The 26,756-nt window shown below is 66.1% G+C and carries 14 protein-coding genes and 2 rRNA genes; 9 read left to right on the top strand and 7 right to left on the bottom strand.

The features are described from left to right. Nucleotides 1-37 precede the first annotated feature (37 nt). Genes J2852_RS11060 through J2852_RS11075 form a run of 4 tightly spaced genes read right to left on the bottom strand, consistent with a single transcriptional unit; the run spans nt 38 to nt 4,870 of the window. A complete protein-coding gene (locus tag J2852_RS11060; protein ID WP_209875265.1) occupies nt 38-1,969 on the bottom strand; it encodes a long-chain fatty acid--CoA ligase in 1,932 nt (643 codons plus the stop codon). After that, complete coding sequence (locus J2852_RS11065; protein WP_209875267.1) at nt 1,969-2,790, bottom strand: ABC transporter ATP-binding protein; 822 nt, start codon at nt 2,788-2,790, stop codon at nt 1,969-1,971. Before J2852_RS11065 ends, J2852_RS11060 begins: the two co-directional genes overlap by 1 nt. Beyond that, nucleotides 2,787-3,677, bottom strand: coding sequence for a 3-hydroxyisobutyrate dehydrogenase (gene mmsB / locus J2852_RS11070; RefSeq protein ID WP_209875269.1), 891 nt, complete (start codon nt 3,675-3,677; stop codon nt 2,787-2,789). Before mmsB ends, J2852_RS11065 begins: the two co-directional genes overlap by 4 nt. Nucleotides 3,678-3,730: 53 nt before the next feature. Further along, nucleotides 3,731-4,870 (bottom strand): isobutyryl-CoA dehydrogenase, encoded by a 1,140-nt coding sequence (locus J2852_RS11075; protein ID WP_209875274.1) that lies wholly within the window; start codon nt 4,868-4,870, stop codon nt 3,731-3,733. Between the two features lie 180 nt (nt 4,871-5,050). Between J2852_RS11075 and J2852_RS11080 the strand changes: the two genes are divergently transcribed. The 4 genes from J2852_RS11080 to J2852_RS11095 all read left to right on the top strand — a co-directional run bounded on the left by J2852_RS11080 (nt 5,051) and on the right by J2852_RS11095 (nt 9,173). Then, complete coding sequence (locus J2852_RS11080; RefSeq protein ID WP_343206720.1) at nt 5,051-5,815, top strand: GntR family transcriptional regulator; 765 nt, start codon at nt 5,051-5,053, stop codon at nt 5,813-5,815. Between the two features lie 92 nt (nt 5,816-5,907). Next, nucleotides 5,908-7,461, top strand: a complete 1,554-nt coding sequence (locus J2852_RS11085) for a malonate--CoA ligase (protein ID WP_209875275.1) — start codon at nt 5,908-5,910, stop codon at nt 7,459-7,461. Between the two features lie 19 nt (nt 7,462-7,480). Next, a complete protein-coding gene (locus tag J2852_RS11090) occupies nt 7,481-8,230 on the top strand; it encodes an electron transfer flavoprotein subunit beta/FixA family protein (RefSeq protein WP_209875276.1) in 750 nt (249 codons plus the stop codon). 1 nt (nt 8,231) lies between these two features. Next, complete coding sequence (locus J2852_RS11095; RefSeq protein ID WP_209875277.1) at nt 8,232-9,173, top strand: electron transfer flavoprotein subunit alpha/FixB family protein; 942 nt, start codon at nt 8,232-8,234, stop codon at nt 9,171-9,173. A gap of 28 nt (nt 9,174-9,201) precedes the next feature. On the opposite strand, the gene J2852_RS11100 is transcribed toward J2852_RS11095, so the two are convergent. After that, complete coding sequence (locus J2852_RS11100) at nt 9,202-9,729, bottom strand: PaaI family thioesterase (RefSeq protein WP_209875278.1); 528 nt, start codon at nt 9,727-9,729, stop codon at nt 9,202-9,204. 158 nt (nt 9,730-9,887) lie between these two features. Between J2852_RS11100 and J2852_RS11105 the strand changes: the two genes are divergently transcribed. The 5 genes from J2852_RS11105 to J2852_RS11125 all read left to right on the top strand — a co-directional run bounded on the left by J2852_RS11105 (nt 9,888) and on the right by J2852_RS11125 (nt 26,272). Next, nucleotides 9,888-10,451: a TetR/AcrR family transcriptional regulator gene (locus J2852_RS11105; RefSeq protein ID WP_209875279.1), complete on the top strand. Its 564-nt coding sequence runs from the start codon at nt 9,888-9,890 to the stop codon at nt 10,449-10,451. 361 nt (nt 10,452-10,812) lie between these two features. Continuing rightward, a complete protein-coding gene (locus tag J2852_RS11110; RefSeq protein ID WP_209875280.1) occupies nt 10,813-11,208 on the top strand; it encodes a hypothetical protein in 396 nt (131 codons plus the stop codon). 115 nt (nt 11,209-11,323) lie between these two features. Beyond that, nucleotides 11,324-14,638 carry a hypothetical protein gene (locus tag J2852_RS11115; RefSeq protein ID WP_209875282.1) on the top strand — a complete coding sequence of 1,105 codons (3,315 nt, stop codon included), beginning with the start codon at nt 11,324-11,326 and terminating at the stop codon, nt 14,636-14,638. Continuing rightward, nucleotides 14,635-15,942 carry a hypothetical protein gene (locus tag J2852_RS11120; protein WP_209875284.1) on the top strand — a complete coding sequence of 436 codons (1,308 nt, stop codon included), beginning with the start codon at nt 14,635-14,637 and terminating at the stop codon, nt 15,940-15,942. The genes J2852_RS11115 and J2852_RS11120 overlap by 4 nt, the downstream gene beginning before the upstream one ends. 61 nt (nt 15,943-16,003) lie before the next feature. Continuing rightward, nucleotides 16,004-26,272 (top strand): hypothetical protein, encoded by a 10,269-nt coding sequence (locus tag J2852_RS11125; RefSeq protein WP_209875286.1) that lies wholly within the window; start codon nt 16,004-16,006, stop codon nt 26,270-26,272. Nucleotides 26,273-26,429: 157 nt separating this feature from the next. Here J2852_RS11125 and rrf read toward each other — a convergent pair. Both rrf and J2852_RS11135 read right to left on the bottom strand, forming a co-directional pair. Next, nucleotides 26,430-26,545 (bottom strand): 5S ribosomal RNA (gene rrf, locus J2852_RS11130). 114 nt (nt 26,546-26,659) lie between these two features. Next, nucleotides 26,660-26,756, bottom strand: a 23S ribosomal RNA gene (locus J2852_RS11135); the annotation flags it as partial.

Consider the following 26,756-nt stretch of genomic DNA (forward strand, 5'->3'; position numbering starts at 1 on the left):
CCCGGCGCGCGAAATTCTTATCGTTCATCGTCGCCCCCTACGCCGCCACCGGGGCCGGCTTGCGAGCCGGCGTGGGCAGCAGGTCGACCACCTTCAGCGTCGTGCGGATGCGCTGCTTGGTGCCGTCCTGGAAAGTAATGGTGGTGTCCACGTCGATGGCCGGCTGATCCGCGTAGATCGCGTCGATGATCGTGCCGTACTTCTCCGCGATGACGCCGCGGCGCACCTTGCGGGTGCGGGTCAGCTCGCCGTCGTCGGCGTCCAGCTCCTTGTAGAGCAGCAGGAACTTGCTGATCCGCTGATACTCCGGCAGCGTGGAATTGACGCGCTCCACCTCCTGGCGCAGCAGCTCGTACACCTCCGGCTTCGACGACAGGTCGGAATAGGTTGTGAAGGTGATGCGATTCTTTTCCGCCCACTTCGACACGATGGGGAAGCGGATGCAGATGATCGCCGACAGGTACTCGCGCTTGTCGCCCAGGATGACGGCCTCAGCCACATAGGGACTGAACTTCAGCTTGTTCTCGATGTACTGCGGGCTGAAGCGATCACCCTTTGCAGTGGTGGCGATGTCCTTGATGCGGTCGATGATGACCAGATGACCCTTCTTGTCGAAGTAGCCGGCGTCGCCCGTGTGCATCCAGCCGTCGTGCATGTCGGCGGCCGTCGCCGCCTCGTTGCGGTAATAGCCGGCGTACATGTTCGGGTGGCTGACCACGATCTCGCCGACGCCGTTCTGGTCGGGCTCGATCACCTTGACCTTGATGCCGTCGTCGAAGGGCACGCCGACGGTGTCGAAGTCCACCTCGCCCGCGCGGTGCACGGTGTAGGCGCCCATCGTCTCGGTCTGGCCGTAGATCTGGCGCAGCGGAACGCCCAGCGCCTGGAAGAACTTGAAGGTGTCCGGACCCAGCGCGGCACCGCCGGTCGCCGCCGACTTCAGGTTGGTGAAGCCGAGACGGTCGCGCAGCGCGCGGAAGAGGATCTGGTCGGCGAGCGCCGAGCGCTTGCCCTGCGCGAGCGCCTCCAGACCCAGCTTCATGCCGTAGTCGTACATCTTCTGTTTGAAGGGCGAGGCGTCCATCATGCGGGCGCGCACGTCGGCGGCGATCTGCTCCCACAAGCGCGGGGCGAAGAGCACGAAGCTCGGCCCGATCTCGCGGAAGTCGTTCATCATCGTCTCGGCTTCCTCGACGAAGTTCACGCGCATCCGCGACAGGATGCCCATGCCGACCGCGTAGATCTGCTCCATGATCCAGGACAGCGGCAGCACGGAGACGTACTCGTCCTCCGGCCCCTTCGGGTCCACCGACAGGTAGCTGGCGCAGTGGCGCAGCAGGCGGCCCGCCGGCAGCATCGCCAGCTTCGGGTTGGAGGTGGTGCCCGATGTGGTGCAGAGCACCGCCACGTCCTCGCCCTTCGTCTGAGCGACCATCTCGTCGTAGAGGTTCGGCTTCTGCCTGTGCAGTTCCTCGCCCAGGCGCACCAGCTCCGACGCCTCCATCAGGCGGGGGTCGGAGTATTTGCGCATGCCGCGCGGGTCGGAATAGATGATCCGCTTCAGGGTGGGGAGGCGGTCGCCGAGGTTCAGCAGCTTGTCGACCTGCTCCTCGTCCTCCGCGAAGACGATGTGCACGTCGGCGTAGGTGATGAGGTAGGCGACCTCCTCGTCCATGGCGTCGCGGTAGATGCCGAGGCTCATGGCGCCCATGGCGTGGGCGGCGACTTCGCCCATCACCCAGTCCGGCCGGTTGTCGCCGAGCAGCGCCAGTACGTGGCCGCGCTCAACGCCCAGCTGGATCAGGCCCAGCGTGAAGGCGCGCACGCGGGCGTGCACGTCGGCCCAGGTGAACTCGCGCCAGATGCCAAAGTCCTTCTCGCGCATCGCCACGTCGGTGCCGTGGTCGCGCGCGTGCAGGGTCAGCAGCTTCGGCAGGGTATCGTAGGTGCTCAGATCGGGGAGAGCCATCACGCGACCTCCTGCTTCTGCGGGGGGGCGGCCTCTTCCTCGTCGTCCTCGCCGAGGTAGGCGCGCTTGACGCGCGGATCGGCCAAGACCTCCTCAGGCGAGCCCTCGGCGATCTTCTTGCCGAACTCCAGCACCATCACGCGGTGGGAGATGTCCATCACGACGCCCATGTCGTGCTCGATCATGACCACGGTCATGCCCCACTCTTCGTTGAGGTCAACGATGTAGCGGGCCATGTCCTCCTTCTCTTCCAGGTTCATGCCGGCCATCGGCTCGTCCAGGAGGATCAGGTCGGGCTTCAGCGCGATGGCGCGGGCCAGCTCCACACGCTTGCGCAGGCCGTAGGACAGGGTGCCGGCCGTCGCCTTGCGGACGTGCTGGATTTCCAGGAAGTCGATGATCTCCTCGACCTCGCGGCGGTGCGCCAGTTCTTCCTGGCGGGCGCCGGTGAACCAGTAGAGCGCGCCGGTCAGGAAGTTGTTCTTCAGCAGGTGATGGCGCCCGACCATGATGTTGTCGAGCACCGTCATGTGGCCGAACAATGCCAGATTCTGGAAGGTGCGGCCGATGCCCAGCGCCGCGCGGTGGTTGGGCGTCATGCCCGTGACGTCCTGGCCCTTGAAATAGACCTTGCCGTCGGTCGGTCGGTAGCGGCCGGAGATGCAGTTGACCATGGAGGTCTTGCCCGCACCGTTCGGCCCGATGATCGAGAACAGCTCCCCCTTCTTGATGTGGAAGCTGACGTCGGTCAGGGCCTGGACGCCGCCGAAGCGCAGGGAGACGCCCCGCGCTTCGAACATGGGAGTGTCAGCAGCACTCATGACTTGCCTCGAAGCATGTTCACGATGCCGGAGAAGTCCTTGCCGCCGAAGCCGGCGTTGCAGAACAGGGTGTAGATCTGGGCCGCCTCACCGCCCAGCGGCAGCGGGCTGCCGGTGCTCTGCCCGGCCTCGACCGCCAGCTTCAGGTCTTTCAGCATCATGGCGGCGGCGAAGCCCGGCGCGTAGTCGCGGTTGGCCGGCGAGGTCGGGACCGGGCCCGGCACCGGGCAATAGCTGGTCAGCGACCAGCACTGGCCCGACGACTTCGACGCGATGTCGAACAGCTTCTGCGATTCCAGCCCAAGCTTTTCGGCGAGCGCGAAGGCCTCCGACACCGCGATCATCGAGATGCCGAGGATCATGTTGTTGCAGATCTTCGCGGCCTGGCCGTTGCCCGGACCGCCAGCGTGGATGATCGCCTTGCCCATGTGGCCGAGGATCGGCTCGGCGCGCTGGAAGGCGTCGTCGTCGCCGCCGACCATGAAGGTCAGCGTGCCGGCCTCGGCCCCGCCGACGCCGCCGGACACCGGGGCATCGACCATGACGTGGCCGGCCTTCTTCGCCGCCTCGGCCACCGCGCGGGCGGAGTCCACGTCCACGGTGGAGCTGTCGATGAACAGGCTGTTCGGCTTGGCGCGGGCGATGATGCCGCCCTCGCCGGTGTAGACCTCGCGCACGTGCTTGCCGGCGGGCAGCATGGTGACGACCACCTCGGCCTCCGCCGCGGCAGCGCCCGGGTTGGCGGCGACGGTGGCGCCGGCCTCGCGCGCGGCGGTGCAGGCGGCCTCCGACAGGTCGAAGGCCTGGACCGTGTGGCCCGCCTTCAACAGGTTGCGCATCATCGGCGCGCCCATGTTGCCGAGCCCGATAAAGGCGATAGTCGCCATGGTTTCCCCCCTTTTACGTCGCCCGGCGTTGGTCGCCGGCGGATTCACGGAAATCAGCCGCCGATGAGCTGGCGGGCGATGATGACGCGCATGATTTCGTTGGTGCCTTCGAGGATCTGGTGCACGCGCAGATCCCGGAAATACCGCTCGATCGGGTATTCCTTGATGTAGCCGTAGCCGCCGTGCAGCTGCAGCGCCTCGTTCACCACCTGGAAGCCGATGTCGGTCGCGAAGCGCTTCGCCATCGCGCAGTGGGTGGTGGCGTCGGGCGAGCCGGCGTCGAGGCTGCTGGCCGCCCGGTGCAGCATCAGGCGGGCCGCGTCCAGCTCCGTGGCCATGTCGGCGATCTTGAACTGAAGCGCCTGGAAGGCGTTCAGCGGCTTGCCGAACTGCTTGCGCTCGCCCGTGTAGGCAATGGCCTGCTCCAGACAGAAGCGCGCGCCGCCGATGGAGCAGGCGGCGATGTTCAGGCGCCCGCCGTCCAGCCCCTTCATGGCGATCTTGAACCCCTCGCCCTCCGCGCCGATTCGATTGGCGACGGGAACGCGGCAGTTCTCGAAGATCACGGCGGAGGTCGGCTGGCTCTTCCAACCCAGCTTGTGCTCCTGCTTGCCAAAGGACAGGCCGGGCGTGTCCTTCTCCACCACGAGGCAGGAGATGCCCTTCGGCCCCGGCTCGCCCGTGCGGACCATGCAGACGTAGACGTCGGACGAGCCGCCGCCGGAAATGAAGGCCTTGGAGCCGTTCAGGACGTAATGGTCGCCGTCGCGCTCCGCCCGTGTACGCAGAGAGGCCGCGTCGGATCCAGCGCCGGGCTCCGTCAGGCAATAGCTGGCGAAATGCTCCATGCTCGTCAGCTTCGGCAGGAAGCGCTCGCGCTGTTCCTGGTTGCCGAAGCGGTCGATCATCCACGACGCCATGTTGTGGATGGAGATGTAGGCCGCCGTGGACGGGCAGGCCGCCGCCAGCTCCTCGAAGATCACCGCCGCATCGAGTCGGCCAAGGCCCGAGCCGCCCACGTCGTCGCCCACATAGATGCCGGCGAAACCAAGGGCCGCCGCCTGACGCAGCGTATCGACGGGAAAGACCCCTTCTTCATCCCAGAGGGCGGCGTGCGGCGCCATCTCCAGCCGCGCAAAATCGCGCGCGGTGTCACGGAACGCCTGCTGCTCCTCCGATAGCGCAAAGTCCATGCGCATCCTCCCCCAGACCGCACAGGAACGGAGCCCTTATCATGGCTTCCGGTTCTCATTCTTGATGCGAAGTCCTATCACGCTGGATACGGGATGTCCACATATTGTATACAGTGAGGCGGTGCGGCGTGTTGTAACGGCGCTGGACAAGCGGACTGGACAAGCTGCGGAGAAATGCCGATGAGTGTCGTGCGTTTGCCGGAGCGGCGCAACGCCGCAGACGAGGATAAGGACACGTCCCCGATGAGCGACAGGGGCATCAACGACAAGCCTGCGAATGAGAAGAAGGGCGCCACCCGCGCCGACGAGGTGCGCCTCGCCATCGAGGAGGACATCTTCCTCGGCCGGCTGAGGCCGGGCAGCCGTCTGGACGAGGAAAGCCTCGCCCAACGCTTCAACATTTCCCGCACGCCGATTCGCGAGGCGATCCTCCAGCTGGTCCATGCGGGGCTGGTGGAGAAACAGCCGCGCCACGGCGCCGTGGTCGCCCCGCTGAAGCTGCATCGCATGGTGCAGATGTTCGAGGTGATGTCGGAAATCGAGGGTTTGTGCGCCCGCTACGCCGCCCGCCGCATGTCGGAAGAGGAAAAGCAGAACCTGAAGCGGCTGCACGATGCATCCCGTGCCCACATGCAGGCGCGGGAGCTGGACGCCTACTACGCCCTGAACCGGGAGTTTCACGAGGCGATCCAGGCGGGCAGCCACAACGAGCCCCTTCAGGAGATCGCGCGCGGCCTGTTCGCGCGGCTGGCGCCCTACCGCCGTTACCAGCTGAACCACCCGAGCCGCGTGGGCGACAGCTTCGACGAGCACGACAACGTGGTCGAGGCGATTCTGACCGGAGACCCGGACGGCGCCTATAACGCCATGCGGCGGCACGTTACCATTCAGATCGATATCTTCGCTGAATTCGTGTCCATCATGGGCGGAGGCGGGATACAATAAGGCCGTTTTCTGTATACAAAAATGTAGCCCGTGCGATTCCCATGTGCTAAACCCTGCTCACAATAATGCCTGCGCATGGGGAGGGAGTGCACATGGCCGACACCGATACCGCGAGCGACAACATCTACGACCTGTTTCGCTCCCGCTTCCCGGCGGATCGGAGCCGCCCCTTCGTGGAGACGGACGACGGGCGGGTCGTCACTTACGGCGATCTGGACACGCTCGTCGGGCGCTACGCGCGCCTGCTGAGCGACCTGGGCCTGAAGAAGGGCGACCGGGTCGCGGTGCAGGTGGAGAAGTCGGTCGAGAACATTGTCCTCTATCTGGCGACCGTGCGCGCGGGTGGCGTCTTCCTGCCGCTGAACCCCGCCTACACCAAGGCCGAGGTCGAGTATTTCCTGACCGACGCCGAGCCGCACGTCTTCGTCGCCAAGCCGGAAACCGCCGAAGGGCTGCGCGAGACCGCCGACAAGGCCAAGGTCGCGCATCTGCTGACGCTGGGCACCAAAGGCGACGGCACGCTGCCGGAACGCGCGGCCGGTCTGGATCCGGACTTCGCGACCGTGCTGGCCTCCGCCGACGACCTGGCGGCGATCCTCTACACGTCGGGGACCACCGGGCGCTCCAAGGGCGCCATGATGAGCCACCGCAACCTGTCGTCCAACGCGCTGACGCTGCACCAGTACTGGGGCTTCCAGCCGAACGACGTGCTGCTGCACGCGTTGCCGATCTTCCACACGCACGGCCTGTTCGTGGCGACGAACTGCATGCTGCTGAACGGCACATCGATGCTGTTCCTGTCGAAGTTCGACGCCGATCAGGTGCTGAAGCTGATGCCGCGCGCCACAGTGATGATGGGCGTGCCGACCTTCTACACCCGCCTGCTGGCGCATCCGGGCCTGACGAAGGAAGCCACGGCGCACATGCGCCTGTTCATCTCCGGCTCCGCGCCGCTGCTGGCCGACACGCACAAGGAATTCTCCGCCCGCACCGGCCACGCGATCCTGGAGCGCTACGGCATGACCGAGACCGGCATGCTGACCTCCAACCCGCTGAACGGCGACCGCATTCCGGGCACCGTGGGTTTCCCCCTGCCGGAGGTCAGCGTCCGCGTGGTCGATCCGGAAACGGGCCGCGAGTTGGGCACCGATGAAATCGGCATCATCGAGGTCAAGGGACCGAACGTCTTTTCCGGTTACTGGCGGATGCCGGAAAAGACCCGCCAAGAAATCAAGCCGGACGGCTTCTTCATCACAGGCGACGTGGGCAAGATCGACGCGCGCGGCTACGTCCACATCGTTGGCCGCGCCAAGGACCTGATCATCTCCGGCGGCTTCAACGTGTATCCGAAGGAAGTCGAGACGGTGATCGACGGCATCGACGGCGTGGTTGAATCGGCCGTCGTCGGCGTGCCGCATCCGGACTTCGGCGAGGCGGTGACCGCCGTGGTGCTGCGCAAGCCGGGCGTCATCGCTCCGGACGAGGCCGCGGTGATCGCGGTGTGCAAGCAGCAGCTCGCCAACTTCAAGGTGCCGAAGCGCGTGTTCTTCGTCGATGAACTGCCGCGCAACACCATGGGCAAGGTTCAGAAGAACCTGCTGCGCGACGCCCACAAGGACCTCTTCACCGGCGCAAAGGCGCCCTGATCCGAGGGAGAGACACCCCATGAAGGTTCTGGTGCCCGTGAAACGGGTGGTCGATTACAACGTCAAGATCCGCGTGAAGGCGGACGGGACTGGCGTTGAGACCGCCAACGTGAAGATGAGCATGAACCCCTTCGACGAGATCGCCGTCGAAGAGGCGGTTCGCTTGAAGGAAGCCGGCAAGGCTTCGGAGATCATCGTCGTGTCGGTTGGCCCGGCGGCATCGCAGGAGACGCTGCGCACCGCGCTGGCCATGGGCGCGGATCGCGGCGTCCTGGTGCAGACCGAGGCCGAGACCCAGCCGCTGGCCGTCGCCAAGGTGCTCAAGGCGCTGGTCGACAAGGAAGGCCCGACGCTGGTCATCCTGGGCAAGCAGGCCATCGACGACGACTGCAACCAGACCGGCCAGATGCTGGCAGCCCTGCTCGGCTGGCCGCAGGGCACCTTCGCCTCCAAGGTCGTGCCCGGCGAGGGGACCGTGACCGTCACCCGCGAGATCGACGGCGGCCTGGAGACGGTGGAACTCAAGCTGCCCGCCGTGGTCACCGCCGACCTGCGCCTGAACGAGCCGCGTTACGCCTCGCTGCCCAACATCATGAAGGCCAAGAAGAAGCCCATCGACACCGTCGCGCCGGACGCGCTGGGGGTGGACGTGGCGCCGCGCCTGACCACGCTGAAGGTGGCCGAGCCGCCCAAGCGCAAGGCCGGCGTCAAGGTCGCCGACGTGGCGGCTCTGGTCGATAAGCTCAAGAACGAAGCGCGGGTGATCTGACATGGCCATTCTCGTCATTGCCGACCACGACAACGCCGCGCTGAAGCCCGCCACGCTGAACGCCGTGGCCGCCGCGCAGAAGATCGGCTCCGACATCCACCTCCTGGTCGCCGGCCAGGGCGCGCAGGGCGTGGCCGAGGCCGCCGCCAAGGTCGCGGGTGTGAGCAAGGTGCTGCTGGCCGACGACGCGGCTTACAAGCACCACCTGCCGGAGAACGTGGCCCCGCTGGTGGTTGGCCTCGCCAAGGGCTACGGCCATGTGCTGGCCGCCGCCACCTCGGAGGGCAAGAACCTTCTGCCGCGTGTGGCGGCGCTGCTCGACGTGGCGCAGATCTCCGACATTCTCTCGGTTGAGAGCGCCGATACCTTCACCCGTCCGATCTACGCCGGCAACGTCATCGCCACTGTGCAGTCGGCCGACCCCATCAAGGTCGTCACCGTGCGCACCACCGCCTTCGAGGCGGCGCCGGCCGAGGGCGGTTCGGCCCCGGTGGAGACGCTGGCCGCCTCCGCTCCCAGCGGCAAGTCCACCTTCGTCAGCCAAGAGCTGACGAAGTCGGAGCGGCCCGAGCTGACGCAGGCCAAGATCGTCGTGTCGGGCGGGCGCGGCATGCAGTCGGGCGAGAACTTCAAGCTTCTGGAGGCGCTGGCCGACACGCTCGGCGCGGCGGTCGGCGCGAGCCGGGCGGCGGTCGACGCCGGCTTCGTTCCCAACGACTACCAAGTCGGGCAAACCGGCAAGATCGTGGCGCCGGAGCTGTACATCGCGGTCGGCATTTCCGGTGCCATCCAGCACCTCGCCGGCATGAAGGACAGCAAGGTCATCGTCGCGATCAACAAGGACGAGGAAGCGCCCATCTTCCAAGTGGCCGATTACGGGCTCGTCGCCGACCTCTTCAAGGCGGTGCCGGAGCTGACGGCTGAGCTGGACAAGGGGCGTTGAAATGATGGGAGGGCTCTGCCCTCCCCCATTACGCCGCCGCCCGCGCGGTCTTGCCGGCGCGCGGTTCGTTCAGGTGCCAATGGCCGACGAAGGGCGCCTCGTCGCCGTTGCGCACGACCATCATGGTCGCCAGCAGGACGGCCACCGTCTTGCGGGCACCATTGGTTTCAGCCAGCACTTCGGCTCGGACAACAAAAAGGCTTGGCCCTTCCCGCTCCACGCGCGCCACGGTCACCAGCGTGTCGCCGCAGGTCGGCGCGCCGAGGTCGAGCTTCTGTTCCATGGTCAGCAGCGACACCTCCGCCGGCAGGCGCGAGCAGGCGGCGTAGCTGGCCGCCGTTTCGGCAAGCGCGGCGCTGACCCCCGGATGCACGCCGCCGCGTTCAGAGCACAGACGGCTGGCCCAAGGCACGCGGATTTCGCACGTCCCCGAATCGACCCGCGACAGCACAGCGCCCAGCGAAGCCATCAGGGCTTGCCGGCCGAAGCTTTCGCGGATGCGGTCGGTGACCCTGTCGTCAGGCGAACCATGCTGGGCAGGCTGGCGGTCGGTCATCGTGTGTTTCTTCCCCAAAGCCGGGCGGTTTGGCGCCTTCCGTCCGGTCGTTTCCGTTATGGTGCGTCGGCAATTTTCCTGCCGGTTTTTGGTCAGTACGTTATGAAGTGGTCGCAGACGAGTCAATACGCCTCCGTATGGAGTTCGGAGTATCCCCGATGGAAGTGAAGACGCTGAACCGGGAATCCTGGCTGTCCGCCGCCTTCTCCGCCCTGGCCGAAGGAGGCGCGGAGCAGGTTCGGGTGGAGGTGCTGGCGAAGCGGCTGAAGGTGACGAAGGGCAGCTTCTACTGGCACTTCCGCGACCGGACGGAGTTGATGGAGGCGCTGCAGGAAAACTGGAAGATCGGCCGAATCGAGGCGATCAACATGCAGACGCGGCTGAACGGCCAATCGCCGGGAGAGCGGCTGCGCGACGTCTTGTCGCTTTACGCGGGCAACGGCAACCCGCGCGGCATGGCCATCGAAATGGCGATGCGCGACTGGGCGCGGCGTGACGCTCGGGCATCGGAGATCGTGGCCGAGGTGGACCGGGAGCGTCTGCGCTGCGTGTCGGAGCTGTTCGCCGGCATGGGGCTGGCGGAGGACGATGCCTTCGCGCGGGCGTACCTGTTCTACTCGTTCATTTTCGGCGAAGGACTTCTGGCGCGATCGGCAGCGCCGGACCGGTTCGAAAAGGCGCGGGATATCTGTGGGCGGGTGTTGGTGCCAGAGGGAGCTTGATACCCTCCCCCACCCGGACATGGGCGACCCGGCTGACCTGAAGCAGTTCGTCAAGGGTCATGTCCCAATGCGTGCCGCCTTCGGTTCAAACCGGCGGCACATGGCACAGTTCTCACCCTTCGGCGCATTGAAGTCATCACCCTGCTCCACGGCGGTGGCCGCCTTCCAAACGGCCCCGGTGCGGCTCGGTTTGCACAACCGTTTTTTGGCTTCATCGTCGAAGCATAAAAACATATTCTGTCAAAAATTGACGCAACTTAGACCATTGACGGTAGAAAATTGCAAGAACAATACTCAATACGTGGAGTATGCACGATGAATGCATGCGCATGAATTTATAATAATATCTGCGGAGAATGACATGACGGCGACCGTCACCAACATATCTTCCACGTCATACCAAGGACCGACCAGCTGGAAGGTCATCATTCAGCCCGGACCAAACAACAATTATGCGGGCAACGCGGCGCTGACCATCTACCAGACCAGCAGCGACAGCGAGAGTTTTGGAAGCACGACCTTCTTCGACGGCAACAACACCTGGGGTCCAGTCACCGCAACGTCGGGCGGCTACACGCTATCGTTCGATTGGGCAAAGTGGTACCCGCCCTACACGACCGGATCGGGAACGGTGAACGGAACGATCCAGGTGCAAAACCTCATCATCAAGCAAGACGACCATACGGTCGAAACCTTCTCCGGCATTCTTTTCGAATGGGATACGTCCGGCACGTTCCTCGTGCCGGCCTACGGCTGACCCGCACCGCCGGACGGGATACGTCCTCGATTCCGTGAATCGCGGCCGTATCCCTCGGGGGCGGAGACCGTGCTGCCGCGCCGTCAGCGGTTCCAACCGAACAGGACCCGACGCCATGACCATGCAGTTGGCGGTCAGCTCCGCTTGTCCGTACGTTTACCTTCCCGAGGCCGGGCCGGGCTGGTCTTGGGTCGCCTTTGTCCTACCCGCAACAGCGGCGACGCCGACTCCCGATTATCTGCTCAGCGATTGGACATGGCCGACCACGGACGGTTCCACCGGGCCAGGCTACGCCGGTTTCTGGGTGTTCGCGCCGTCGCAGCCACCCGATCTTGCCGGCTTCGCGCGTTCGCTGTGGGCAAGTTCGGCCGGCAAGGCCTTCACGCAATCGTCCAGTTCCACCAGCTCCATGGTCTGGTACGATCAGGCGACCTTGGCCAGCCTGGGAAACCCGGAACACATCGCGACCGCGATGTCCAACCGGCTCCAGACGTCCGGCAACGTCAGCCTGTCCTTCGGCGCCTCCTTCCAGTTCTACATTCCGTCGGGCAGCGCCGTCTCCTTTCTGTCGGACGGCGACCTTCTGACCATCACCGCGAACGGATGGTTCGCGCTGAACATCGTCAACTCGTCCATCGGTGGGTTCGATTCCTCGCTCGGCATCGCGCTCGGTGGTGACGATGCCGGCGTGTTGACGCTGGGAGGCAAACTGTCCTTCGACACGTCGCCCAGAGGGGCGAACCTGGGCGTTCACTATCAGCACCGAACCTCCGATGGGGCGGTCGCCTTGCTCGATTATCCGGCGTTCGACATCCCGCGCACGACCGCCATCGCCTACGCGGTCAGCCTCGACCCGTCGGCGCCGTTCGACGGCGCCCGGACCCGCTTCGCCTTCGATCCCGAGGCGGGCGCGCGGAAGGGCGCCTACACCGGCCCGCTGGACAGCGGATTCACCACGCCGACCGGGCAGCGGATCCGGCTCACCCCGCAGGACGGAGCCGCGCTGGTCTTCCGGTCCCTCTACGGCGGCGGCGGGCAAAGCTGTTTCGAGCCGGACGGCCCGTTCCTCGCCACCCTTTCGCCGCCTGCGGCGGATGGCGGCATCGCGCTGCTCTGCGGATCGGCCGGCACGGAGAGCATCCAGGGACCGGCCGGCACCACCCTGACCTTTTCCGCCGGCGCCTCATACTGCCCCTTCGACCCCACCGCCCCGCGCACGACCGCCGACGCCGTGCCCCTCCAAGACCAGGACGGGGCCGCCATCACCGCCTGGGTGTCGGTCACGGGGGACGGTTCCCCGGCCAGCTACCGGACGCAACCGGCGCAGTCCGCCCTGTTCCGACCGGATGCCGCTCAACCGAACTATCTGTTCGCCTGCCTGCCCCGGCCCCTGCTGACCGCGACGACGCTGCCGGCGCTGCCGATGGCGCCCTACGGATGCGCGGACGACCAGCTGGCGTCGGTTCCCTGCCAGAGCTTCCGGGCCTTTGAGACACGCGTCCTGGCGCCGGCCCGTGCCATGGCGACCGTAATGGCCGCCAAAGCAGCCCGTGCGGCGGCGCCAAGGGCGCGGAGTGCGGACGAGGGCGGCACGACCGAAACCTGGGTCACCAACGCCGGGCTGGTCGCGACCGCCTCCGACTCCGCGCTCGCCAGCTTGCAGGTCGCCAGCACGGTGGACGCCGGGGGCGCCACGCGGATTTGGTCGATCGACGACATCGCCGAGACGCTCCAGACCGCGCTCGCCGCCAACGAGTGCTTCGTGGTCGCGACGCGCACCACCGACGGCGACGGGAACAGCCTGTTCACCCTGTCGGGGGAGGTCGCCTTCGCCGACTGGGTATTCAGGCCAACGGTGGGCGATGCGCATTTCCTGATCCTGAAATTCGCGTCCCTCGACATCCGGACCTTGGCCAACGGGCTGTCCAACTGGACCGACGGCGCGTCCTTCAACAGCGATCCCACAATCGCTCAGGCCAATCTGATCCAGGCCATCGACGCCATCGAAGCGGCGGCCTCCGGCGACCCGCTGACCTCGGCGCTGTACGCCACGCTGTGGAACGCGCTGACCGATCCCGCATGGAACGGCGTGATGAGCTTCGCCGTTCCCGCCACCAGCCTTCCGGCCACCGTGTCGGGCATGCTGCCGGGCCGGGGCCTGTCGGCGGTGGCGCTCGCCGTGCAGACCAACGATCTGGGCGCCGCGAACGGCACCGCCACCGTCACGGCCAGCGCGCCCTTCGCGGTGGTCGACATGGAGACCGCCGACACCAGCGCATCACCCGCCAACGGCAAGGAGTTCGGGTACAGCCTCGACCGGCTGCTCGCCGGGTTCGACAACGGCACGCTCAGCTCCTTCAACGCCACCGGGCGCCTGGAGATCAACAGCCTGTTCAGCCTGCCAGCGGCCCGGCAGACGGCGGCGGGAGAGGACGCACCGGACAACATCGTGCCGCTGTCGGGCAGCTATCAGCAGCCGGCGACCGCCGGGGCGGCCGGCTACTACGCCTTCGTGTCGACCGGAACGGCGGCCTTCCGCGCCGCCTACGACTATGCCCAGACGCAAACGGCCGCGCAGATCCTGAAGACGGTCACCGTCAGCGGCGTGCAGTTCGTGCCGGTCGATGGCGACACCTCGCGCTTCTCGATCAGCGGCACGCTGACCTTCAACCCTCCGGCCCAAACCAACGCCGGTGGCACGGCCGGCGATCCTTACCTCTATCTGGGAGCACAGCCCACCGTCGATCTCTTCGACCTGGACGCGCTGCCCTACAGCGACCTGGGCATCGTCATGACCGCCGGGGACGGCGGGAAGACGGCCTACGCCCTGGACGTGAGCAAGGTCGGGTTCCCGACGCCCGGCCAGGGCCTTCGGACGGGGCTGGCGACCGACCTGCCGCTGAACGCGGCCGCGCTGCTGCCCGCCGGCAGCGTCTCCTCCCTGGGCGCCATCCCGTTGCAGGTGCCCACCGGCTGGACGATCCCGGTCGACGCCTTCGACTACGCCATCGCCTATACGCTGACGCTCGGCACGACGGGCCTCCAGGCGGCACGGAGCGGCAGCCTGACCGGGACCCTTTACCTGGGCTGGACGGCCGCCGGGAGCTACAGCCTGGGCTTGCTGATCGACGGCATCGACCAGAACAGGGCGGTGACGCTGCAAGGGGTGGCGAAGCTCTCCATCGGTGCCGTCGCAATCGCGGGCGCGCTCCTGCCCGATGGCCGGAGCGTCCGCACCGAACTGTATCTCCGGCAATGCAGTCTGAACTTCATGGGCACCGCCGTTCCGGGCAACGCCCAACCCTTCACCATCCCGATGTTCGGTGTCCCCTTCGACGGGACGTCCGGAACCGCCGCGACCGGCCTTCCGTGGTACGGCGCCGCGACCACCCGTTCGGACATCGCGAACGCCGAGGGCATCGGATCATGAAAATCCTGTATTGGAACGTTCAGAACTTCACCAATGGAAAGTACAGCAACGCCACCCTCCGCAAGGTCATCCAGGATTGCATCACCCAGGCCCAGTACCCCGACCTGATCATCCTGGTGGAGATTTGCTTCCGGAACGCGGCGGACGGGGGAAGCGGCAAGGTGCTCAGCAATCTGCCGGGCACGCAGGGCCTTCTGCAACTCTACAGGTGGCTGAAGAGGAAGAATCGCAATTACGTCTGCATTCCGCCGGTGACCGTCGGCGCGGGTGGAGCCTGCGAGGCGGTCGGCTGTCTGTATCTGTCGAACCGCCTGACGTTCCAAGGCCCGCACATCTGGACCAACATGGGGCCGGTTCCGAACGAATACGTCGACGTCCCGTTGCAGGCGGTGCAATGGCCGTGGACCGGCCTGCTGTGGTACGGCGTGCACAGCGGAAGGGTCGATGCCGACAATCCCCGGTTCATTGCCGAGGACTATCCCGATCCCTGGGACGACCCGGCCTTCGTGGCGAGCGCGGATGATGGGACGTCCTACGCGCCGCAGGCGTATTACCCGAACAACAACGCACCGGAAGTTCCGTTGAATCTCCTAAACGCCGATAATTTTTACGACGGGTTCTTTAAATTTCCCTACAAATACAACAGGGCTCCGGTCAATTTCTCGTTCATCACTTCGGACAACAAACGGATAAATGTTTTTGCCGTTCACACTTCACCAAATTCAAATAAAACGAATTGGGAAACAATGCAGAGATATTACTCCCCATCCGCCACAAAAGCCATCGGCACATTTGGAAATCTTCCTGAAATTAGGCAAGCCGGGACCGCGAACACAAAAATGGTGATCGGCGACTTTAATGTTCCCATGTACAGGAACGGCCCAAATCCCGCCTATCAGAATTTGCGCACAGCCCGTTATCAGGCCTCGATCATTCAAACCCCCACCATGTTCCTCGTCAAAGGCGCGAATCCTCAAATCTATACGAACACATCGATCCCCGCCATTGACAACGTCCTATACCGGTTCAGCGGCGGCGACGGGATGGCTCCCACCACCCTTGTCGTCGATCAGGTCCAAGGGAACGGCGTCGCGGGCTACCGATGGACGTCGCAGCTTCAGACCCGTTACAACACCCTTCTGGCGAGATACAACCGGCCATCCACCAAAGGAAACTCCGTCACGCAGTTCCGAGGCTGGAACAATTTCGGCCACATCGCCCACCGCCAGGGACACGAGGCGGCCAACGGCATGAACGGCGCTTCGGACCATATGCCGGTGTTCATCGATTTTCCGTCGCTCTGAACCGCGCACACGCAGCCCGCAACGGCCACCGCGTGTCGGTCGGCAGGGACGAGGGACGATCATGACGATCGATTCGATTTACACGACGCTGGCAGCCCAGGGCAACCCGGTCACCCTCGACGATGCCTCGCTCGGCACCACGGGACTGGACGCCGTGCTAACGTCCGCCGGACTGCCGCCCGGCATCCGGGTCACCCTGCCGGGCCCGCTACCGCAGCCGCAGGGCGAGCGGCTTCGGTTCTCCGGAACCTCCGGCTTCCTGGCCGGAACCGAACAGTGCTGGGGTGGCAAAAACGGCTTCCTCGACGGCGATCCCTACACGGTCGATGTCACGATCGCCGGCGACGGCCAGGGCGACGTCTCCCTCACCGTCGCGGTGGAACTGCCCGACGGCTGGGTCCTCGGCGACGGGATCTACGCCTTCACCGACAGCCCGTTCACGGCTGACGTGCTGTCCTCCCCCTCCCTCTCCTTCGCCTTCAACACCGGCACGGCCCCCGACGGGGTGACCCTGGCGGCCGACGCCCATCCCGTGGGACCGCTGGTTCCGCTGGATTCCCTGGTCGCCTGGCAGGACCCGGCGCGGGCCAGCGGCCTGGTCACGCTCGACCAATGGGGGCCGACCTTCACCTTGGCCACAATGCTCGGTCCGGTCAGCATCACGCTGGTGGGGCTGACGATGTCGGCGCCGGGCTACCGCCTCGGCCTCAGCTACGTGCCGTCCACGGACGACGCCCCGACCGACGACGGAACCTGCGAAAGCTGGATGGTGCCGCAGATCGACAACCTCTTCGTCTGCGACAGCGCCATCGTCGGGCAGGCCGACACCGTCTACGCGACGCAAATCATGCTCGGCCTGTCCGACGAGGTGACGCTTCAGCACATCGGCGACGCGGACGCCACCCCGGCCGCTTCGCAGAACGTCTTCCTGCCGCTGTTCCCCACAGCCGCCTATCCCGGAGACCTGACCTCCGGCCTGTTCACCGAGCGGACGGGCATCGCAAGCTTCGGCGTCGCGTCCTTCGGCGTAACCTTCGACCCCGAGACGGCGGTGACCACCGACACCTACGGGACCTTGGGGATCACCACCCCGTGGCATCCGGTTCCGGGGCTGCCGGGCTTCGTCGTCGACGCCCTGAACATGACCTGGGTGTGCTCCTGGGGCGACGCGAGCTACGTCAACGGCGCCATCTCCGCGCTGCTGTCGATCGGGGCCGCCCGGTTCTCGATCGAGGTCGAGTACCCGTCGATGTCCTTCGCGGGGAACTGGCTGGGCGACACCACGCTGGATCTGGGCACGCTGAACAGCACCGTCCTCAGCGTCTTTCCCAGCCAGATCGCCGCGAACCCGGACCTGTTGAGCATCGGCTTCGGCGATTTTGGCATCAGCCTCGCCTTCGGGACGCAGACGACGATCCGCTGGTCCGCCATGGTGGACGCGGATGTCGAACTGTCGGGCCTGGACATCGCCATCTCCGGGGCGATGGTGGAGATGGCGTACGATTCCGTCCAAGGCAGCCAGTACGCGCTGAACGGCATGGTTTCGGTGGAGAATTGGGTCTTCGGCGTCACCTCGACGATCACCGCGGACCGCTGGGACTTCGCGGGCCAACTGCTGAACGAGGAAACCCTGTCCGTCAGCGACGTGGTCTACCAGCTTCTGGGCAACGTGGCGACGCCGGACGAATTCGACATGACGGTGACCGTCCGTTCCTTCTCGGCGGAGATCAGCAGCGGAACCGGCGACGGGTCGGCGGGAAGGATGGCCGTCGCGGGCGCGGTCGCGTGGGATCTGGTGGCCTGCGGGGTCGATCTCGGCGGCGATTTCAGCATCGCCATCCACTCGGCCGATTCCGGCAAGAGCTGGGCCGGCACCTTCGGCGGCGACATCACCGTCGCCGGCCTCGATTTCGCGATGACCTACGAGTGGGGGCCGCAGGTCGGGCTGCTGGACGGTTCGTTCACGAGCGGCGGCCATTACGACTGGATGGCGGTCGCCGGCACATTCGACAACAGCCAGCCCAGCTATCCCGCCGACAACGCGACCCAACCGAACCTGCGGACGGGAGAATCGCTCGCCTTCACCTACGATTTCGAACGGAAGGTCTTCACCATCACCGGAAGCGCCGCGTCCGGCGACGTCGGCTTCGCGGGCTTCTACCAGCAGGTGCCGACCCCCGGTGTCGGCAGGGGGTACGGATTCGCGGCGGGCGTCCAGTTCACCGTAACATCGGACTATTTCAGCAAGCTCGCCTCGTGCCTTCATCTCTTCGACACGTACGACGGCCACAGTTTCGGCCTGTCGGCGGAAATGGCGATCACCTACGCGAACTTCCGTAGCGGCACCTACCGGCTTCCCATCCAGCAGGCCGGCGCCCCCGGCGTCTATCCGGGCATCACCTTCACCGGCAGCTTCTCCTGGACGGACTGCCAGGATTCCACGACCAACGGCGCCATGGGGCTGATGACCAGGAACAGGTCGGCGATGGGCGTGGTGATCGGCTTCTACAACGACACCCCGGAGAGTTGGCTCTTCCAGTTCGACGGAACCATCCAGGACATCGCCTGGAACCTGGGACCGTCCACCACCGTGAACAGCGCCTCGGTCGGCTTCACCATGAACAATGCCGGCTACTACGAGGTGCTGATCGGCGTGGACGTCACGCTTCAGGCGGGGTCCGGCTATGTGGAGCCGCCCAGCCCCTACGGGAAGAACGCGCTCGACTTCATCGGCCAGTTGCTGTTCGTCGAGAACACCGGCGCGGTCAGCGGCTCCGCCGCCATCTTCATGACCTCCACCTGGCACGAGCCCTTCGGCATCCCAGACCTGACGGTCGGCGACCTGGGCCTGCTGCTCGGCATCGGCGAACTGGCGGGCGAGGCGGTTCCGTCCTTCGGCCTGACCGGTTTCCTCGCTTATCCCCCGGGCGGCATCGAGGCGTTCCTGACCATCTACTTCAACGGCGCCAGCCCACGGAACAGCCTGTTCATCGGCAGCATCAGCAACGTCCCGAGCCTGAGCTTCGCCGACATGCTGAAATGGGCCGCGAACATCTCCGTTCCGTCGCTGATGCTGGGCGTCCTGAAGACCTACGGCGCCGCGCCCATCCCGCTGAAAGTCGAGAGCGCCGCCACGACGCTGACGGACGCGGATTTCGCCGAACTCAACGCCTACCGAATCCCGGACGATTTCCGCGCGCTGGTGTCGGAACTGGGCTATGCCATGGGTCCCGACCTGTCCACCACGACCTGCACGACCCAGGTCGTCGTCCGCAAGAGCAGGAAGGATTCCAACAGCGAGTGGTTCGTCGCGGATTACCAGACCGGCTACATCTTCCACCTGATCCGCACCTCGGACGACCCGCCGGACTACACGCTGTCGATCGACCCCTGGCTCTACGTCGTCCCCAGCACCACGAAGATCGGCACGATCACCTTCGCGGAGGGCTACGGCTTCGGCGCGCAACTCTCGCTGCCGGGCATGTCCTTCGACGTCTACGTCAAGCTCCACCCGATGGTGGCGGGCAACTGGGGCGGGACCTGGGGCCTGAGCATGAAGGCGGATTCCGACGATCCGTTCGTCTACCCGCTGCGCAAGAACGACGAGAAGGACGGCAAACAGGTCGATCTGCTCGTCATCAGCGCCGCCGACGACCCGACCAAGGGGCCGTCGGTTTGCCTCGCGACCTATCAGGACGGCGACGTGCCGCCGCATTTCGACCTCGACGCCGCGGTCGCGCTGCTCAAGCTGGAATCCATCACGACCAAGATCTCCATTCTGGAGAACGGCCTCAGCTTCCATCTCGGCCTGTCGCTCAAGCTGCCGGCCTTCGATGAGCCGGGCGTGTATTGCGGCGTCCTGGACGCCTCCATGACCTGCCTGCTGGACAACGCGGACGGCTTCTCGGCCGATTTTCCGCTGTCGGTCGATGTCCGGGCGAGCACGGACCCGGTGAAGATCGACGGGGTCGTGGTGATCCCGGCGATCAAGCTCGACACCGGCATGGGACTGGAACTCGCCGTGTCGTTTCCCCTCTCCACCGACGAGATCGCCCACGCCCACTTCAAAGGCAGCATCGGCTTTTCCTGGGGGGACCAGTCCTTCAAGGCGACCATCGCCTTCAGCCTCGACGACCTGAACCATCTGACCGAGACCATCGGCGACTGGGTCGTCGCCAACATGGAAGCGCTGCTGGACGAATTGCTGCGCGACACCGCCGCCTGGGCGCGGGCAATCGCCAACGGGCTGTTCTGGCTTGGCTCCGAAGCGGCCGCGGAGGCGCTGAAGGCTCTGGGCGCGGCCTACGGCGAGGCCGTCGACCTGATGGCGCAGGTCGCCTACACCGCCGACGACGTCTACGACGCGATCAAATCCGCCTACGATATGACCGGCGCCGCGCTGGACGATTTGCGGCAGGCGGTGACCGACGCCTTCTGCCTGCGCTTGAACTACGGCGCGGTCGCCCAGATGGTGGGGCCGGCGACGCCCTACACCGATCCATCCGACCTCATCGCCTGGCTGCAGGGCCCGGCGCTCACCGATTACAGATCGTTCCAGTGGAGCGGCATGACCCAGCCGTCGGCGGGGGCAACCGTGGCGGTCACCGCGACGCTGCTCGATTCAGTGACTCTCGACATCACGCTTGCCGATCCAGGCCCCTACGCGGCGCGGTTCCGTGGCCTCGGGCTCGACACGATCCTGCCCTACCAGCGCCTCAGCGACACCCGAGGCGTTTTCTCCACGAGCCTGTCGAGCACGACCCGGCGGACGCTTCCCTTCGGCCCCTTCCAGTACCAGTTCCCGGAGATCACGCTGTCCTTCTACACGGACGGGGCATGGGAGCTGAATTTCGGATATCCGGAGGACGGCACCTCGCCCGGCTCGACCTCGCTCTCAACGCCGGCCTACGGCGGCCTCACCGGCCAGGGAGGGTTCAAGCTTTACAACCTTGCCCCCGGCACGACGCTGCCGGGTGGGTGGAAGACGGTCTCCTACGCCTGCGGCGTCGCCGCCTCCATGTCCATGACCGCCACCGGCAAGGTCAAGGACGGCCTTCTGTCGGGAAGCTGGTCGCTGACCTACACAGGCGGATTCAACGCGGTCGCCGGCTATGGTTCCGGCTACGACCCGAACGCCGGGGCGAGCGGCCCGCCGGCCGGCGCGGGCGGGCAGCCGGCGGAATTCCAGGCGACGCTAACGCTGGGCTACGCGGGCGCCCTCTACGGGACGGTCGATTTCGGGCTGGTGTCGGCGGCGGTCCATGTGAGCATCGGCCTGACCCGCGCCGTGACCTTCACCAGCGGATCGTCAATTTCGCTAACCACCACCGTGAAAGTGCACGCCGGCGCGAAAATCCGGATCAGAATTTGGCCGGGGATCAGGATCACCATCAGCTTCAGCTACACGGCGGATGTGGACGTCGGCACCGGGCCGCTGCCCTGGTCCCTTGCGTCCGTGGCGAACGACGCGGCGACGGCGATGGCGCTCGCGCGGCCGATCCCCTGGGCCCGCGCCGCCACCGCGCAGCCGGCGCCCACCACCCCCCTGACGCTGTGGTTCCTGCCGGAACTGACGCTTGCCTTTGGCGACGGCGACGGCGATGTCGGCGGCATTCCCCAGGTACTGTGCAATCTCGCGATCCAATACGACTCCGCGCAGAAGGACTGCGCCTTCAATGCGCTGATGCGCACGCTGCTGCAATGGGCGCTGGCGAAGGCCGGCACCGCCGGCGAGGGCAGAACCGCGTCCGGCGCGGCGTTCGGCAATCTGTCCCGACGCCTGCGGGCAAGGCCACGGCTGACCCGCCTTTATGAGGGAGACGCCCCCACGACACAGCTCGCCTACGGCACGCTGGTCGAGTTCTTCCAGGACTGCTTCACGTCGGTCACGGTCGTCGCGGTTCCGGGCAGCGATGGCGACAGCCAGTCGGCGGTGTCCTTCGCGATGATCCCCGACCTGATCTCCTGCGGCGGTGCCACGGAACAGCCCCTGGCGACCGTCTGCGACTTCGCGACCTACAACCAGCAGCCGGTCTCCTACGAAGCCGACATTGAGACGATCAACGCGCTGTTCCAGGTCCCGTCCGGCGACGGCGACGGCGTCCCGGTCACGACCTCGCCGGAGAGCGACCCGGCCTCGCTGGCGACCTACGCCTTTCTCGCCTATTTCGAGTATCTGCTGAAAAGCGGCAGCGACGAGGCGCTGCGGCAGACGGCAGCCGCCTCACTCGATCAGATCACTGCGGACCAGTGGAACGATCTGACCTTCGACCAGACCGCGTCGGGCATCACGGTCAGCTTCCGTGGCGGTGTGCGGCTGTCGCGGACCGGACAAGCGGGCAAGGACGTGCAGCCGCTCTACGCGCTGACCGGCCAGCAGACGCCGGTGTCGAAGGTCGTTCCGGCCGGGCCGAACGGCACCTGGGCGACCGGGCTGGACCTTACCGTCGCCGCGGGCGCCGGAGGCGGCTGGATCACCGTCGCGCCCGGCGTGCTCGGCAAGTTCACGGCGAGCGACATCAACGCCATCCTGGGCCTCACCGTCCAGGCGAAGCTCACCCTGGACATGCCGGCGAAGCTGACCGCCAGCAACGCCAGTTACGTGTTCGCCACCTTCGCGTCCTACACGCCCGCCGGCGGCGCGACCTCCACTCTGGCCACCATCCCTTCAAGCCTTGCCGCCAACCCCGGAACGGTTACCCTCCAGGCCGGGACGGCCGGCGATACCGGCACGCCGCTGGACGCAACGATCCAGTGGGGATCGCTGATCAACGTCACCTTGCGCAAGCTGACCCTCCCCGACGGCAGCCAGGATACGACCGCCTTCGCTCTGGCCGGGCTCGGCGCCGGCTCAGCGCGCATCGTTTCGGCCCTGGCCGACGCGGTGCGGGAGGACGCCGATGTCGCGCTTACCCTTCTTGTGCCGACGGCCGGCGGCCGCTACGCCGACGGCGCGAACCCGCCCGCCGACACCATCCTGTTGCGCACGATCCTCTCGATGGAGGAGCAGCCTGCGGAGAGCACCGCCGCCGTCGCCATGGCCGACGGGGCGGCGGCCCCCACCACCGACGCCACTTTCCAGAACGCGCAAGGCGTGCTGGACATCCTCGTTGCCTACAGCCAGACGAACGCCACCGGCTATTACCTGACGCTCGGCACGGCGGATGCCGGCCTGACGGCGCTGTTCTCCTCCTCCGACACGGCGGAGATCGCGATTCTGGCGTTGCGCGGCCAACCGCAGTCGGGCACGGCCGAAACCTCGTCGGTGGCATCCGACACCGTCCTGTTCGTCGCGAGAGCGGCAGATGCCCTCAACAGCACCGGCCTCTACGCCACGTCCTCGACGGTGCTGACCTATCAGCCAGCCTTCGCCCCCGGCGTTCTGCCGGTTCAGGTCACGCGGCCGAACCCCGATCCCACCGGCTTGGCCGACGACCGGCAGACCTGGCTGAACCAGCTGTACAGCCCCTTCGCCATCGCCGTGAGCGGGGATGCCTACGCCGACCTCGGCTACGCGCCGCCCTGCAGCCCATCGGATGGGGACAGCTGGACCTATGTCCTGTCGCTACCGCTCAACAACCTGCTCGCCGCCGGGCCGAGCGACAATCCCTACGCGTCCATCGGCACCAAACCCACCGTAACCGCGCAGCTGCGCGATTCCTTCGGAAACGCAATCGCCGCCGATCTGGCGCCCTTCACCGCTCCCCAGACCTACACGGATCTGCTGGTCGGGCCAGCCTCGTGGACCGGCAGCCAAATCCTCTGGAGCGCAGCCGACAGCCGGTCGACGCTGACTTTGACGCTCAGCGTCGACAAGGCCACGCTCGACACCAACAGGACGACCGCCCGGCCGCTCTACGAGACGGCATCCTGGCAGTTGAGCCGCCGAGCCGACGTCGAGTTCCGCCTGTCCACCTCACTGGACGACGGCCCGGGGCTGCTCGTGGATGCAACGGGGCAGCAGGCGATCATGGACTATGTCGATGCCGCTCTATCCTATCTCGACGGCACGGCTGCGACCCCACCCGACCCGGTCACGCTGTCCTACCCAATCGCGGCTCCAACCGAGGCCATGCCGCCCGTGTCCATCGCGGTGACCCTGACGCTGTGGCGCATCGCCAACTTGGATGCCGACGACGTCGCGCTGCTGCCCGGCGTCGCGAACGCCGCCGCCTCGGCCGCCGCCGACCTGTCGGCGGGGCTGACGGACTTCGCCAAGAAATTCCAGGAGGCCTTCCCCGACTTGGCGCTGGCGAGCGGAACGGACGCCCGGGACAGCGGCACGCTCTGGGCCGTCGCAGCCGCCCTGGTGAACCCCACCATTTCCGACAACCCGACCTACTTCGCGCCGGCTCCGGCCTACACCAGCCTGCAATCCGGGACCGTCCCCATGCCCCAATACACCTTCAGCGACGGCAGCTGCGAATGGGGCAAGACCGCCTTTTCGTCGGTCGATTGCGATCAGTTGCTGCAGTCGAGCTTCGCCTTCGTCGATCAGGTCCTCGGCGGCCCCTACGCGGCGGCAGCCTATAAGGCCAGCGTCGACGACTACCGCCGGCTGGTTTCCGGCCGGGCGGCGCTGGGCGAGCTCTACGCCGACAATCAACTCCGTTACCTGTTCGCCAACCAAGCGGGAACCGACCCCGCCGGCCAGTCGCTCGCGCGGAACACGTTTGCCGACCGCCTTCAGAACGCGCTCGCCAACGCCTATGCCATCGACGGCGTTCTCAACTTCCCCGCGACCTGGGGCGACGATCTCCCTGACGGCTGGCGGAACGCCGGGCTCTCCCTGTGGGGACTGGTCACGCCCGGCAACAAATCGACTGCCGCCATCCCGACCAGCGCGCGGCTTACTCTGTCCGATCCATCGGCGGCCACAGCGACCCTCGCCTACCTCTTCCAGCCGAGCGATCCAACCGACGATGCGACCCTGTCGATCGAACTTGCCTTCCAGATCAGCCATGTGGCGGTGGCCGGGGATGGGGACGGCGGCGAGACGTGGCTCGCCCTCGCCATTCCCGTTTCGGTCCCCATCGGCTCCGGCGCGGTCTCTATTCCCGTGATAGACCGCTTCTTCCCAGCCGCGCCCTCGCTCGACACCCAGACCGCCGACAGCGCGCCGGGCACAACGGTCAGCTTCGACACCCTGTTCCGGTGGACCTACGGTGCCGAGTTGCACCTTGGGAAAGTGGCCCAGGACACCACGGACCTGACCATCACCTACAATCTCCAAAGTGCCACGACGGCGCCGGCCGCCATGGAGCTCACCACCGACAAGCCACAGCTTACGCTGGCCGAAGCTGTCGTTCAGTTTCAGGCCGGATCCGCCCAGATCGGGCCCGCCCTGCCGGCTCTACTGAAGGGGGATTCCGATGCGTCAGCGATCGTGGCGGCGATGGCCGATTTGGTGGATGCGCTGCGCTACAACGCGACCTGGAACAGCCCGGCGGCGAACTGCCCATTGGTGAACTTTGCGGCGCTTCCGACGTCATCCTCCGTGACCGCAACCACCCTCACCATACGAATGGAAGCGGTGGAAGACTCCGCGGACGGCGCATGGACGGCGACCGTCAAGGCCGAAGGCCTGCCCGTGGGGACGACGATGGCTGCGACGGTGCTGAATGCGTCCGATAGCCCGAGATCGGGAAACAGCAGCGGTGGACCGCTGATCATTACCTTCCACCCCGCCCCCGGGGACACCTTCGTGGATCTGGAAATCACGCTGTCCGGCTTGGACGTCCGGCTGCACCACAACGCCTCGGCGTCGGCCGTCGTGACGCGCAACTCTGACGTCGCGCTGACGCAGGAGGGCACCGTCATGCCGGACTTCATCCTGACGACGCCCGAGGTGGCGTTTCCTCAGCCCATTGCGCCTCTAATCGTGGGGCCGAGCAGCGGCTACGACATCGCGTCCATCGTCAAGACGGCCGACAAAAGCCTGCGCGGCTGGCTTGCCTCGTTGCTGACCGCGATTGCCGGAACTGCGATCGAGCCGCGCACCGCCTTGATTCTGGGCTATCGCTTCGCGCAGTACAGCGGAACTGACGCGAGCGGGAAGGCTGAAATCGTCTACGCCGTGCAGCCGGTGACGGTGAGCCGCACGGTTGTCCTTGCGGACGACACCGATGGCGGAGTTCCACTTGACGAGTATGCAGACGCACTGGCTGCGTCCTTCGACCGCTGGGTTGCTCAGCAACCGGCGCTGGACGGCGATGGCCAACTCGTCGTGACGGCCTATCTCTTCGCCACCGTGGAATCGGCGAGCACCGCGCTTATCCAGTTGCCCAACCTGTTCCTGCCGCTCGACAAGGTCTCGGCGGGAAAAGGGTGAGCCGGCGTTGTCTGCGAGGCTGCCCAAACGTGAAACCAGCCGCCCTTTGTTGGGGCGGCCGGTTTCGGTGATTGTTGGGAAGACGTTGCAAGTGACGGTGCGTTGAGCGTTCGTTGGGTGTGGTTGGTGTTGGTGTTGTGTTGTGCGCGTCGTGGCGACCTGGCGGCGACCTACTCTCCCACGTCTTAAGACGCAGTACCATCGGCGCTGAGGCGTTTCACGGCCGAGTTCGGAATGGGATCGGGTGCTGGGCACCTCGCCATGACCACCAGGTCACCACGACGCGCACATCGACCACACCAACGAAACTCTTGCTTTTCGAGGACGTTTTCTTGACGGCGGGAGCAATCTTGAGAGCGGGCTTGCCGCTGCGCGTGGCGAGCGCAGAGGATCAAGCCGATCGAGCGATTAGTAGGGCTTAGCTTCGGGCGTTGCCGCCGGTCCACACGCCCCCTATCGACGTGATGGTCTATCACGGCTCTCA

It is taken from the genome of Azospirillum soli (assembly GCF_017876165.1).
Lineage (GTDB): Bacteria > Pseudomonadota > Alphaproteobacteria > Azospirillales > Azospirillaceae > Azospirillum > Azospirillum soli.

Excerpts from the sequence above, each read along its gene's own strand:
- J2852_RS11115 (WP_209875282.1), top strand. The coding sequence starts at position 11,324 with ATGACCATGCAGTTGGCGGTCAGCTCCGCTTGTCCGTACGTTTACCTT.
- J2852_RS11085 (WP_209875275.1), top strand. The coding sequence starts at position 5,908 with ATGGCCGACACCGATACCGCGAGCGACAACATCTACGACCTGTTTCGC.
- J2852_RS11110 (WP_209875280.1), top strand. The coding sequence starts at position 10,813 with ATGACGGCGACCGTCACCAACATATCTTCCACGTCATACCAAGGACCG.
- J2852_RS11100 (WP_209875278.1), bottom strand. The coding sequence starts at position 9,729 with ATGACCGACCGCCAGCCTGCCCAGCATGGTTCGCCTGACGACAGGGTC.
- J2852_RS11060 (WP_209875265.1), bottom strand. The coding sequence starts at position 1,969 with ATGGCTCTCCCCGATCTGAGCACCTACGATACCCTGCCGAAGCTGCTG.
- J2852_RS11125 (WP_209875286.1), top strand. The coding sequence starts at position 16,004 with ATGACGATCGATTCGATTTACACGACGCTGGCAGCCCAGGGCAACCCG.
- J2852_RS11120 (WP_209875284.1), top strand. The coding sequence starts at position 14,635 with ATGAAAATCCTGTATTGGAACGTTCAGAACTTCACCAATGGAAAGTAC.
- J2852_RS11080 (WP_343206720.1), top strand. The coding sequence starts at position 5,051 with ATGAGTGTCGTGCGTTTGCCGGAGCGGCGCAACGCCGCAGACGAGGAT.
- mmsB (WP_209875269.1), bottom strand. The coding sequence starts at position 3,677 with ATGGCGACTATCGCCTTTATCGGGCTCGGCAACATGGGCGCGCCGATG.
- J2852_RS11075 (WP_209875274.1), bottom strand. The coding sequence starts at position 4,870 with ATGGACTTTGCGCTATCGGAGGAGCAGCAGGCGTTCCGTGACACCGCG.
- J2852_RS11090 (WP_209875276.1), top strand. The coding sequence starts at position 7,481 with ATGAAGGTTCTGGTGCCCGTGAAACGGGTGGTCGATTACAACGTCAAG.
- J2852_RS11095 (WP_209875277.1), top strand. The coding sequence starts at position 8,232 with ATGGCCATTCTCGTCATTGCCGACCACGACAACGCCGCGCTGAAGCCC.
- J2852_RS11105 (WP_209875279.1), top strand. The coding sequence starts at position 9,888 with ATGGAAGTGAAGACGCTGAACCGGGAATCCTGGCTGTCCGCCGCCTTC.
- J2852_RS11065 (WP_209875267.1), bottom strand. The coding sequence starts at position 2,790 with ATGAGTGCTGCTGACACTCCCATGTTCGAAGCGCGGGGCGTCTCCCTG.